The 12,481-nt window shown below is 59.7% G+C and carries 11 protein-coding genes; 5 read left to right on the forward strand and 6 right to left on the reverse strand.

Annotated elements, in window-relative coordinates:
- Positions 1 to 26: 26 nt before the first annotated feature.
- From miaA to GQF00_RS06485, 5 genes are all read right to left on the reverse strand, one after another.
- The gene (gene miaA, locus GQF00_RS06465; protein ID WP_161319172.1) at positions 27 to 980 is read right to left on the reverse strand and encodes a tRNA (adenosine(37)-N6)-dimethylallyltransferase MiaA; all 954 of its coding nucleotides are present in this window, start codon (positions 978 to 980) and stop codon (positions 27 to 29) included.
- Between the two features lie 48 nt (positions 981 to 1,028).
- Positions 1,029 to 2,855 (reverse strand): DNA mismatch repair endonuclease MutL, encoded by a 1,827-nt coding sequence (gene mutL / locus GQF00_RS06470; protein ID WP_161318359.1) that lies wholly within the window; start codon positions 2,853 to 2,855, stop codon positions 1,029 to 1,031.
- Between the two features lie 72 nt (positions 2,856 to 2,927).
- The gene (locus tag GQF00_RS06475) at positions 2,928 to 4,322 is read right to left on the reverse strand and encodes an N-acetylmuramoyl-L-alanine amidase (protein WP_161318360.1); all 1,395 of its coding nucleotides are present in this window, start codon (positions 4,320 to 4,322) and stop codon (positions 2,928 to 2,930) included.
- Positions 4,306 to 4,770, reverse strand: coding sequence for a tRNA (adenosine(37)-N6)-threonylcarbamoyltransferase complex ATPase subunit type 1 TsaE (tsaE, locus tag GQF00_RS06480; protein ID WP_161318361.1), 465 nt, complete (start codon positions 4,768 to 4,770; stop codon positions 4,306 to 4,308). The genes GQF00_RS06475 and tsaE overlap by 17 nt, the downstream gene beginning before the upstream one ends.
- Positions 4,771 to 6,261: an NAD(P)H-hydrate dehydratase gene (locus tag GQF00_RS06485; RefSeq protein ID WP_161318362.1), complete on the reverse strand. Its 1,491-nt coding sequence runs from the start codon at positions 6,259 to 6,261 to the stop codon at positions 4,771 to 4,773.
- A 99-nt stretch (positions 6,262 to 6,360) separates the two neighbouring features.
- Between GQF00_RS06485 and queG the strand changes: the two genes are divergently transcribed.
- On the forward strand, positions 6,361 to 7,416 hold the full coding sequence (queG, locus tag GQF00_RS06490; protein ID WP_161318363.1) for a tRNA epoxyqueuosine(34) reductase QueG: 1,056 nt from the start codon (positions 6,361 to 6,363) through the stop codon (positions 7,414 to 7,416).
- Between the two features lie 210 nt (positions 7,417 to 7,626).
- Here queG and orn read toward each other — a convergent pair whose 3' ends face one another.
- Positions 7,627 to 8,172 (reverse strand): oligoribonuclease, encoded by a 546-nt coding sequence (gene orn, locus GQF00_RS06495; RefSeq protein ID WP_161318364.1) that lies wholly within the window; start codon positions 8,170 to 8,172, stop codon positions 7,627 to 7,629.
- Between the two features lie 85 nt (positions 8,173 to 8,257).
- Between orn and rsgA the strand changes: the two genes are divergently transcribed.
- The 4 genes from rsgA to GQF00_RS06515 all read left to right on the forward strand — a co-directional run bounded on the left by rsgA (position 8,258) and on the right by GQF00_RS06515 (position 12,434).
- A complete protein-coding gene (rsgA, locus tag GQF00_RS06500; protein ID WP_161318365.1) occupies positions 8,258 to 9,289 on the forward strand; it encodes a small ribosomal subunit biogenesis GTPase RsgA in 1,032 nt (343 codons plus the stop codon).
- A 99-nt stretch (positions 9,290 to 9,388) separates the two neighbouring features.
- Positions 9,389 to 10,207: a sulfurtransferase gene (locus GQF00_RS06505; protein WP_161319173.1), complete on the forward strand. Its 819-nt coding sequence runs from the start codon at positions 9,389 to 9,391 to the stop codon at positions 10,205 to 10,207.
- 90 nt (positions 10,208 to 10,297) lie between these two features.
- Complete coding sequence (gene asd, locus GQF00_RS06510; protein ID WP_161318366.1) at positions 10,298 to 11,158, forward strand: archaetidylserine decarboxylase; 861 nt, start codon at positions 10,298 to 10,300, stop codon at positions 11,156 to 11,158.
- A gap of 142 nt (positions 11,159 to 11,300) precedes the next feature.
- A complete protein-coding gene (locus GQF00_RS06515) occupies positions 11,301 to 12,434 on the forward strand; it encodes an alpha/beta fold hydrolase (RefSeq protein WP_161318367.1) in 1,134 nt (377 codons plus the stop codon).
- Positions 12,435 to 12,481 lie beyond the last annotated feature (47 nt).

Consider the following 12,481-nt stretch of genomic DNA (forward strand, 5'->3'; position numbering starts at 1 on the left):
ATAGACCAAATTAGCAGCAATTCGCTTCAACTAAACACAGATTTACAGATCTTCGCAAGCTGACCATACAGCGCATTGCGCTGTTGCTCATTATTACTGTCAAACCATTCCAGATTTGGCCATTTCCTTAGCCAGGTGTACTGCCTTTTAGCCAGTTGCCGGGTCGCGACCACACCTTTCTGGACCATTTCACCTTCATCATATTGGCCATCCAGGTAATCCCACACCTGCCTGTACCCCACCGCCTTGATCGCCGGCAGATCCCGGTGCACCCCAGGCAGCGTCGCCAGCATTTTCACTTCATCAACCAGACCCGTCTCCAGCATGAGGGCAAAGCGACGGGCAATCATGGCATGCAGCCAGCCACGGTCCTCAGGAGCCAGCGCCGCACTATAGACTGGCCAGGGCAAGCTGCTGAATCTGCTTAAACCATCCTCGCCCAATGTGACAGCCGTATGATGGTCAGCATGAAAGGCGGACAAAGGCCGACCTGTGAGCCGATAAACCTCCAGGGCTCGTTGCAGGCGCTGCTTGTCTGTGGGCTTAAGCCGGGCCGCCGTGTCCGGATCCACTTCCTGCAGGGCTGCATGCACCGCCGGCCAGCCTTCCCTGTCTGCCAGCGAGGCGATCTCTTCCCGCACGCCGGCATCGGCCTGCGGCAATGGCGCCAGTCCTTCCACCAACGCTTTGAAATACAGCATGGTGCCACCCACCAGCAGGGGCAGTTTGCCATTATCGTGAACTGCCTGGATCTCGCGAAGGGCATCGGCGCGAAAATCCGCCGCCGAATAGGGTTCGGTAATTTCCCGAAATCCCAGCAACCGGTGAGGGGCCAGAGCAAGTTCCTGGGGGGTTGGCCGGGCGGCACCGATATCCAGCTGCCGATAAACCAGGGCGGAATCCACATTGATGATTTCCACCGGCAGGGACTTCGCTGCCTCGATAGCCAGCGCGGTCTTGCCCGAACAGGTAGGCCCCATAAGAAGAAGGACCGGCAAGGCGCCGGCCGGCTTGCGACCGTTGTCCACCTACTGACCCCGCATGAACAGGCGATCCAGATCCTTGAGGCTCATCTGGGTCCAGGTCGGCCGGCCATGGTTGCACTGACCGGAGCGCTCGGTGGCTTCCATGTCGCGCAGCAGCGCGTTCATTTCCGGAACAGTCAGGCGACGATTGGCGCGCACGCTGCCATGACAGGCCATGGTCGACAGCAGTTCATCCAGCTTTTGCTCAATACGCTCACTGCTGCCCTGGGCCAGCAAATCCGATAACACATCGCGCACCATGCTTTCGCTGTCGCTGTTACGCAGCATGGCCGGCACTTCACGTACCACCAGGGTCTCGGGCCCGGCCCGCTCGACCACAAAGCCCAACCGGCTGAAGACCTCCGGCTGCTCCTCGGCAAAGTCCGCCTCCCGGGAGGACACCGCCAGGGACACCGGCACCAGCAGTGGCTGACTGCGTACCTTGTCATCGGACCAGCTCTGCTTGAGCCGCTCGTAGGTAATGCGCTCATGGGCGGCATGCATGTCCACCACCACCATGCCATGCTGATTTTCCGCAAGGATAAAGATGCCGTGCAGCTGCGCCACCGCATAGCCCAACGGTGGAATCGTTTCGTCTTCGCTTGCCGGAGGCATCACCGCAGGGGCCGTATCCTGCACCTGCCCCTGAACCAATGCACCATAGGCATCCGCCTGGCGCATCCCCTGCCCGTATCCGAAACTGCCAGCGGGCGGCGGCGTATAAGAACGTCCCGAGGGTGCAGACAACGACATGCTCCCCTGGCTGGGCTGAGTCATCGGCATGGAGAGATCGTCCTCCACCACCGCAGGCCCCTGATCCTGTCCGGGGCGCACTTCGGCTATGGCGCGATGCAGAGAGCTATAGAGAAAACCGTGCACCATGCGCTGCTCGCGGAAGCGGACCTCATGCTTGGTGGGATGCACGTTCACATCCACCATGGCCGGGTCCAGTTCCAGGAACAACACATACGCGGGATGACGGCCGTGGTATAGCACATCGGCGTAGGCCTGGCGCACCGCATGGCTGACCACCTTGTCGCGAATCACCCGGCCATTCACATAGAAATACTGCAGGTCCGCCTGGGAACGGGAGAACGTAGGCAGCCCCATCCAGCCATGCAGACGAATGCCGTCACGTTCCACATCCACCGGGATCGCCTGCTCCATGAACCCTTTACCACACAGCTTGGCCACGCGAGCGGCGCGCAGAGTGTCATCGAGACCGGCCGGTAGCTGATGGATCACCTTCTGGTTATGGGTCAGCCGGAAGGCAGTATTGAATTCGCTCAACGCAATGCGGCGAAACACCTCTTCCAGATGATTGAATTCGGTCTTTTCGGTACGCAGAAAACGTCGCCGGGCCGGAGTGTTGAAGAAGAGGTCACGCATGGTCACGGTGGTGCCGCGGGGATGCCCCGCCGGCGTGACAGTGGGCGCCATGTCACGCCCTTCCACCTGCACCTGCCAGCCCTCTGCTTCCCCTTCGATATTACTGGCCAAAGTCAGACGCGATACCGAACTGATGGCCGCCAGCGCTTCACCACGAAAACCCAGGGTGCCGATGGCCTCCAGATCTTCCAGACCGCGAATCTTGCTGGTGGCATGGCGCGAAAGGGCCAGAGGCAGATCATCACGCTCGATGCCGTGACCATTGTCCCTTACCCGCAACAGCTTCACCCCGCCCTGCTCCACATCCACCGTGATGGATTCGGAACCCGCGTCCAGGGCATTTTCCAATAACTCTTTCAGCACAGACGCCGGGCGCTCAACGACCTCACCGGCGGCGATCTGGTTGGCAAGGCGGGAATCCAGCAGTTGAATCTTGGACAAAACGAATCCTTTGCGACGTCATTGGGCGCCGGCACGGGTATGCCGGCGAGCCGCCTGGGGCGGGCGAAACAATCAGGAACGGGGAATCTTGAGAACCTGACCAACCATGATGCGGTCACCACGGATATCGTTGGCTGACCGTATGGATTGCTCGCTGACACTGTACAGGCGGGCGATTTCCGACAGTGTATCACCAGGCTGAATACGATACTCCTCACCGTTTTGGCGTCGTTGCGCGGCATACCAGCTGTTGGGCGCAGGGTGAGAACGAAAGTAATCATCGATCCCCGCCAGCACGGCTTTCGCCAGCTTGGTCTGGTGCGCTGAGGAGCGCAGGTTACGCTCTTCCGTGGGGTTGGAGATAAAGCCGGTTTCCACCAGGATGGAGACCATCTCCGGCTCCTTGAGCACCGCAAACCCGGCCTGTTCCACCTTGTCGCGATTACCGTGCAGCTTGGTCACCTTGCCCATTTCCTGCAGTACCTGACGCCCCAGATAGAGACTACCTGCCATGGAGCCGTTCATCTGCAGGTCCGCCAGTACACTTAACAGTGAGCTATCGTCTTCTTCCTCTTCATAGACCCCGGCAACCCGGTCTGATTCGTTGGCAATCTTTGCCAAATAGCGAGCCTTGGCACTGGTAGCACCGCGATTGGAGAGGGCAAACACCGAAGCACCATGAGCACGGGCATCGTTGAACGCATCTGCATGAATGGAAATGAACACATCCGCCTGATGGGTCTGGCGAGCGATCTTGCGACGTTCGGCCAGCGGTACGTAGTAGTCGCCGTCACGCACCATCACCGCTCGCATGCCAGCCTGATCGTTGACCAGCTTTTCCAGTTTCTTGGCGATTTGCAGCACCACGGTTTTTTCCCAGGTACCACTGGGGCCGCGGGCACCAGGATCTTCACCACCGTGACCGGCATCAATGGCCACGATCATCAGGCGCTGCTGATCCTGGGTTGTCTTTTTCACCTCCGCTGGCTTGCTCGGCTTGGTTGCCGCCGGTGCACTGGCCGTGGAGGAAGTGGAATCAGAAGAATTCGTCAATGCCTTGTCGAACAGATCGACCACCAGACGCCAACCGTGGGGCTCAATTGGCTTGAGCAGATTGGTACGCGTTCGCACACCTTCACGCATGTCAAACACGACCCGGGTCTTGTCCGCGTGTTCGCCAACCCGGATATTGGCAATGGGGCTGCTGGCGTAATCCAGTGAATTGATATCGAAATCCAGCTTGGCATCCTGCAGATCAAGCACGATACGATCCGGGTTAGCCAGTTTGTCGAGCTTGTGATCCACAGGTGCAGGCAGATCAAACACAATACGGGTGTGATCTGGAGCGCGGTGCAGACGCACCGATTCGATACTTTCTTTTGCCAGCAAGATCGGGCTGAGCAACCCGCCGGCCACCATCAGCAGCACGGGCAGAAAACATTTTTTATTGTCAGTGCGTCGCATCATAGCCCCATTCCAGGGTCGCTTTTCTTCCATGGCCGTCCACGGCCAGTGTAATGGTCAAATCCGGTGCTGGCACTATTCCTGCCCCGCGTTCCGGCCACTCCAGCAGACACAGGTCGCCAGAGGAAAAATAATCCCGCACCCCGATCAGCTCCAGTTCTTCCGGATCCGCCAGACGATACAGGTCAAAGTGATAGATATTGACGCCTTCCAGCTCGTAGGGTTCCACAATGGTATAAGTGGGACTCTTGACCGCGCCCTCATGCCCCATACCACGAAGAATACCGCGAACCAGCGTGGTTTTCCCGGCCCCCAGATCGCCTTCCAGGTACACACAGGCGCCATCCGCTTTTGTTGCAAGCAAACGGCGGGCCAGCTGGCCGCCCAGCGCCAGGGTGGCGGCTTCGTCCGGCAGATCAGCCTGTTCAACGGTCACAGGGCGTTCCTTCATTCAGATTCTCTCTACCTTCAGATTCTGTCTCAGCGCATCCATTAAATCCGTGGCCAGCAAACCACGCTCACCCTTGTCTCGGGCACAGGTATCAGCTGCACGGGCATGCACCATGGCACCATACCGGGCCGCATCATACCCGCTCAGACCCTGGGCGCGCAGCGCTGCAATCACTCCGGTCAGCACATCACCCATGCCACCGGTGGCCATGCCCGGATTGCCCTCGCGAATCAGGGCGCGACCGTCTTCACCTTGAACCAGGGTACCCAGCCCCTTGAGCAGCACCGTCCCGCCATAGCGCGCATGCAGGCTTTCCAATGCTGCAAAACGATCCTGCTGGATGCTCCCGGTATCGGCCTGCAACAAGCGCGCCGCCTCACCGGGATGCGGGGTCAGTACCCAGTCAGCCTCGCCCACGTCCTTCATTTCCGCCAGCAGATTCAGCGCATCCGCATCCACAACCAGCGGCTTGCCGCTGGCCAGAGCAAGATCCAGCAACCCCTGCCCCCAATCACTGCGGGCAAGACCGGGGCCGATGGCAATCACCGAGGCCGCTTCTATCAAAGACTGTGCCTCTTCAGGTTCGTTCACCCCCCGCGCCATCACTTCCGGCTGACGGGCAATCATCATGGCCACATGCTCTTGGCGGGTAATCAGGCTGACCTTGCCGGCCCCGCAACGTGCTGCGGCCTGTGCCGTCATAATCGGTGCGCCGGCAAAGCCGTGATCCCCGCCGATCACCAGTACATGACCAAAACGGCCCTTGTGACCATCCAGCTGTCGGGCAGGCAGGCAGGCGAACAGCCCCTGCGGTGTTGGAACATGACAACCCGCCGGCACCTGCTGATACACATCACGGGACACCTGCAGATCAAAAAACCGTACCTGCCCCGTATGGACTGGCCCCTGCCCTGTGAGCAGGCCACGTTTCAAACCGATAAAGGTGCACGTCATATCAGCCTGCAGCACCGCACCCAGCGGCATGCCGGAATCCGCACTGAGTCCGGAGGGAATATCCAGCGCCAGCCGTGGCAACGGCAGCCGATCCAGGGCAGCCAGCAGGTCCGCCGCATCGCCACGCAACGAACTTGCCAGCCCCGTGCCGAACAGCCCATCCACCAGCAGATCCACCTCCGAAGGCAAGGCCGCAAGCGACAGGGGCTGCATGGGAATCTGCAAAGCCTGGCAACGTCGTGCCATGGCCAGGGCATCGCCGCCCAGAGAGTCAGGGGCTTTGATGAAATGGATACTCGGCTGCAGCCCTGCCTCATGGGCCAGTGCCGCCACCACATAGCCATCGCCGCCGTTATTGCCGCCGCCGCACAGCACCGCAATGCGACGGGCTTCTGGCCAGCGTTCACACAGGGCATTAAAGGCGGCCTGACCGGCACGCTGCATCAACTCGGCACCGGGTGTGCCGGCAGCGATGGCCAGCCGGTCCAGCTCCCGGGTTTGCTCGGCGGTATAGAGCGCAGTTGGCAGTGCTGTCATGTTACCCTTCGCCTCTGACGTATCGCGGCACCGTTTTCACAACAGGCACCGCGTGTATTTTCCGCATTATACCCACGGCCACCCACCATTCAGAAACCCATGGACCTGCATCAGCTCAAGGACAAAATCCAGCAATGGGGCCGCGAACTCGGTTTCCAGCAGATTGGTATTGCCGATACGGACCTGCAGGCCGCCGAGGCAGATCTGAAAGCCTGGCTGAAAAAGGGCTATCAGGGCCAGATGGAATGGATGGCCGCCCATGGCAACAAACGCTATCGTCCTGCCGAGCTGGAGCCCGGCACGCTGAGAGTCATTTCCGCACGCATGGATTATCTGCCACCCGATACCGCGCCGGTAAAAATGCTGCAAGAGAAAGACAAGGCCTACGTTTCCCGTTACGCCCTTGGCCGTGATTACCACAAGCTGATCCGCAAGCGGCTGGCTACCCTGGCGGCAAGAATCCGCGCCGAAGTGGGGGACAGCGAGTTGGCCCGGGCCTTTGTGGACAGCGCGCCAGTGATGGAAAAACCGCTGGCGGCCAAAGCCGGGCTCGGCTGGCAGGGCAAGCATACCCTGGTACTGAATCGGGAAGCGGGAAGCTGGTTTTTCCTTGGCGAAATCTACACCGATATTCCCCTGCCCGTGGACGAGCCCGGTGAAGATCACTGCGGCAAGTGCAAGGCCTGCATCACCGTCTGCCCCACCGACGCCATCGTGGCACCCTATGAGCTGGATGCCCGCCGCTGCATTTCCTACCTGACCATTGAGCATGACGGCAGTATCCCTGAGGACCTGCGCCCCGGTATCGGCAATCGCATCTTCGGCTGCGACGACTGCCAACTGATGTGCCCCTGGAACCGCTACGCACGCCACACCGGGGAAGCGGATTTCCACCCTCGCCATGGACTGGGCGACAGTGATCTGGTGACACTGTTTGGCTGGAGTGAAGAAGCATTTCTGGAACGCACTGCCGGGTCGGCGATTCGTCGGGCAGGCTATGCAAAGTGGCTTAGGAATATCGCCGTGGCCCTGGGCAATACACCCACCTCAGACGACGTCATCGAGGCCTTGAAGGACAGACTCGATTACCCGGACGAGACCGTGCGCGAGCATGTGCAGTGGGCGCTGGAACAACACATCCCACCCCAACCGTAGGAGCGTCGCTCGCGGCGCGATCACCCACCCCCGGAAAAGCAGATTTACCCCAGAAGTCAAAGACCTCACCGAGGAAAAGAAAGGGTTTTCTCTGTGCCTCTGTGTGCTCTGTGGTGAAAGGACTTTTGATCCTGGTGTTTTATCGCGCCGCCAGCCACGCTCCTACGGCGAAGATTTTGCATGCCGCGTGTTGCGTATCGCGTGCAACCATTAGCAATCAATAAAATGCTCGCGGTAATACTTCAGCTCGGCAATGGATTCGCGAATGTCATCCAGCGCCAGGTGCTTGCCTTCCTTTTTGAAGCCAGCAAGGATTTCCGGCTTCCAGCGACGGGCCAGCTCCTTGAGGGTAGACACATCCAGGTTGCGGTAATGGAAGAAAGCTTCCAGCTCCTGCATGTAGTTGGCCAGGAAACGACGGTCCTGGCAGATGCTGTTGCCGCACATGGGCGACATGCCTGGCTCCACATATTCCTTGAGGAAATCCAGAGTCTGGGCCTGGGCCTGCATTTCACTGATTCGGCTTTCCTGCACCCGTTTCACCAGCCCGGAATTGTTGTGATGTTCCGTGTTCCACTCGTCCATGCCGTCCAGAAGCTCGTTACTCTGATGCACCGCCAGCATCGGCCCTTCCGCCAACACATTAAGCTGGGCATCGGTGACAATAGTGGCGATTTCGATAATGCGATCGTTCTCCGGACTCAGGCCGGTCATTTCCAGATCGATCCAGATCAGATTATTGCGCTTGTCGGTCATGGGCGGCTCATCTCTTCGCTACGCGGTGTGTATCAGCGCATGGTAGCATGATGACACCTGAATACCGGAAGATACCGACACCACTGTGGCCAAACGTAACCTGAACCGACGCCAGCGCTGGCGCATTGAAAAGATCCAGGCGGAAAAACGTGAGCGCGCCCAGCGCCGCAATGATCAGCTGGAAGACCTGGTAGCCGATGACCTGGGTGACGAACAGACCGGCATCATCACCGCCCACTTTGGCCAGCAGGTGCAGGTGGAAAGCGCCGATGGCGAAAACCGCCGCTGCCACTTCCGCGCCACCCTGGAACAGCTGGTGGTGGGCGACCGGGTGATCTGGCAACCGCCCAAGAGTGAAGGGCTGGGCGTGGTGGTTGCCATCGAGCCCCGTGACACCGTACTCAAACGCCCGGATCCCTATGGCAACCTGAAACCGGTGGCCGCCAACGTGGAGCAGATGCTGGTGGTATTTGCACCGCTACCCACCCCCTCCAGCACCCTGTTGGACCGCTATCTGGTGGCCGCGGAATTGTCCGACATCCCAGCCACCCTGGTGCTCAACAAGGCAGATCTGATCGACGACGAGTTGCGCCCTTTCATTAATGAAATGAAAGCCATGTATGAACATCTGAATTACCCGGTGCTGGAAGTAAGCGCCCATGACCGTGACGGACTGGCGCCGCTGCACGACATTCTCAAGGGCAAGATCAGTGTGTTCGTGGGGCAATCCGGGGTCGGCAAGTCTTCCCTGGTGAACGCCGTACTACCTGAAGCGGAGCTAGACGTGGGCGACCTGTCCGCCAACTCCGGTTTGGGCCAGCACACTACCGTCACCGCCCGCCTGTTTCACCTGCCCACCGGCGGCGAACTGATCGACTCCCCGGGCATCCGTGAATTTGGCCTCTGGCACATCAGTGAGGACGAACTGCTGCACGGCTACCGGGAGCTGTCGGAACTCGCTGGCCACTGCAAATTCCGCAACTGCTCACACCGTAACGAACCCGGCTGCGCCTTCCTGGAAGCCGCCGAGAGCGGCGCCATCAGTGAAGAACGGCTGGACAACTTCTACCAGATCGCGGATACGCTGGATGAGGAAGGGCGTGAGCGATACTCCTGACGACAATGGATAATTGATAATTGATAATTGATAATGAAGTCCGCCGACGACCACCGATGTGGTTATCCATTGTCAATTATCCATTATCAATTGCCTTTTATGCTGCCTCTACTGCTCGAACCCGCCGAACTCGCCAGGCACCTTGATGACGACAAGCTGCTGATCATTGATCTGAGCAAGCCCACCATCTACGTGCAGGCCCATGTGCCCGGCGCGATTCATCTGGATTTCAAGCGCCTGCAGAGTGGTGCACAGCCCGCGCCAGGCATGATCCCGGACGACGATGCGCTCAGCGACCTGTTTTCCAGCCTGGGGCTGACCCCAGACACCCATGTGGTGGCCTACGATGACGAAGGCGGCGGCTGGGCCGGGCGCCTGCTATGGACCCTGGATGCCATTGGCCACAAGAAGTACAGCTATCTGAACGGTGGCATCCATGCCTGGCTGGCGGAAGGCCACCCCACCAGCAGCGAGGCCCCGCAACCGGAGCCCAGCGATTATGAGGTGGGCGAACACGACCCGCTCACTGAAGTAGACCTGGACTATCTGCTGGCTCACTACCAGGACAGCGACCTGGCCCTGTGGGATTCGCGCTCCGAAGAGGAGTTCGCCGGGGTGCGAGCCTTTGCCCAGAAAGCTGGCCATATTCCCGGCGCCATCCATTATGAATGGACCGATGCCATGGATCGCGGCAACAACCTGCGCCTGCGACCTCTGGACGAGATCCGTGCCGAACTGGAGGCCCGTGGCATCACTCCGGACAAGGAAGTGATCTGTCACTGCCAGACCCATCACCGCTCCAGCTTTTCCTGGCTGGTGGGCAAGATTCTCGGCTACCCTCGCCTGCGCGGCTATGCAGGCTCCTGGGCTGAATGGGGCAACCACCCGGACACCCCTGTAGCAAAACCGGACGCGTGAGGTTTACGCGTCGGACGTCTGACGCGTAAATTCAGCCGCCAAAAAGGTACCGCTTCCGCCCCAATCCACTAACCACACGAGACTTCACCCGTGAGCCTACGCGACAAGCTTTTCGTCATTCTCCAGTATCTGGTGCCCCAGCACGGCCTCTCCCGTCTGGTGGGCATGCTGGCGCGCAGTGAAGTGCCATGGATCAAAACCACCTTCATTAATGTGTTCATGAAACGGTTCGGTATTGATCTGTCTGAAGCCGAAATCCAGGACCCGGATCAGTTCCCCACCTTCAACGCCTTCTTTACCCGTGCACTGAAAGGCGATGCCCGCCCGCTGGAAGCAGATGCGGTAAACGACATTGCCGGACCAGCCGATGGCGCCGTCAGCCAGCTGGGGGCAATCCGCGCCAATCAGGTCTTCCAGGCCAAGGGGCATGACTACTCCCTGTACGATCTGGTGGGCGGCGACAGCGCTTTGGCCAGCGAATTCACTAACGGCCAGTTCGCCACCATTTATCTGTCTCCTCGGGATTATCACCGCGTGCACATGCCATTTACCGGCACCCTGCGCGAAACCCGCTACGTACCCGGCGACCTGTTCTCCGTGAACGAAGCGACGGCCAATGGCGTGCCCAATTTGTTCGCCCGCAACGAACGCCTCGTCTGCATCTTCGATACCGACAACGGCCCCATGGCGGTGATTCTGGTGGGCGCCATGATCGTGGCCGGCATCGAAACCGTGTTCTCTGGCCAGGTCTGCCCCCTGCCCCGTGAAGTCCAGACCACCGACTACCAGCGCACCCAACCGATTACCCTGCAAAAGGGCGACGAGCTCGGCCGCTTCCTGCTCGGATCCACCGTGGTATTGTTGTTCCCGGAAGGTAAGGCCAACTTCGAGAGCGAGCTCAAAGCCGGCAGCGTCGTGCGAGTCAAAGGCAAACTGGGCAGCTATATCTAAGCGCCACAACATCCCGCTACAGGGCAATGACCTGTCCTGCAGCGGGTATCTTCTACGCCGTCAGCCAATGTCGATACGGCGACTGCGTCACACTTTTTCTTGCATACAATGACCGGCCAATTGGACAACGCCGGTATGCCCCATGCTGACCGAGACCCTGCAGCAGAAAACCCGCCCCTGGCGACAGCGCCTGAGAAACGGTCACGCCCGCCTGTTCGCCTCCGAGCAACTGAGCCAGGCGGAGCAGACGCCTTACGACACTCTGTTCGACGACGATCTGGTCAAGCTGCGCTACTACCCGCCCCTGCAGGAAAAGGCCATTCCGCTCAGCGATGGCACCATCATGCCGGTGAACCAGACCAGCCAGCGCACTCCGCTGGTGCTGGTGGCACCGCTGGCTGTGAACATGCTGATCTACGACCTGTTCCCGCAACGCAGCCTGGTGCGCTACCTGCGTGCCAGAGGCTTCGAGCTGTACATGGTGGATTGGGGTCGCCCCGGCAAGCATCACAACCACCTGAGCCTGAGCAGCTACTTTGCCGACTACCTGCCCAAGCTGCTGGTGCAGGTCCGCCAGCACAGCGGCAAACAGAAGCTTAGCCTCCATGGCTGGAGCTTCGGCGGGCTGTTCAGTCTGTGCTACACCGCCGTGAGCAATGACCCTGACATCGAGAATCTGGTTCTGGTCGGTACTCCCTGTGACTACCATCGCAATGGTGCCCTCGGTGCCCAGTACCGCCGTCTGAGTCGTCAAGCCAAATGGATTCGCAACAACACCGGCCTGCGTATTCACGATGTGCCGGCCAGGCTGTTGCGCTCTCCAGGCTGGATGAACAGCCTCGCCTTCAAGCTGACCAACCCGGTGGGTAGCCTGCAGGGCTACATGAATCTGGTGAAGAATCTGCATGACCGCGAATTCGTCACCGCCCACGCCACCAACGGCGCCTTCCTGGATGACATGGTTGCCTACCCCGGCGGCGTGATTCAGGACATCGTGCGCTACCTGTGGACGGATAATGTGGTGGCCAGTGGCAACCTGCCCATGGAAAACAGCGAGGGACACCTGAGCCAGGTCACCGCCAATGTACTCAACATCACCGGCGCCAACGACCCCATCGTGACCCGCGACTGCAGCCACGCCATGGATGCACTGATCCGCAGCAAGGACAAAACCTTCATCACCATCGACGGCGGTCACATGGGCATTCTCGGCAGTACCACGGCCCAGAAACAGAGTTGGGGAAGTATTGCAGACTGGTTGATCGCGAGAGACTAGCTGCAACGTGGATCTGTGCCCGAAGCAGCCAGCACAAAAAAGCCGCG

The sequence above is a fragment of the Alcanivorax sp. DP30 genome (assembly GCF_009882945.1).
GTDB lineage: Bacteria > Pseudomonadota > Gammaproteobacteria > Pseudomonadales > Alcanivoracaceae > Alcanivorax.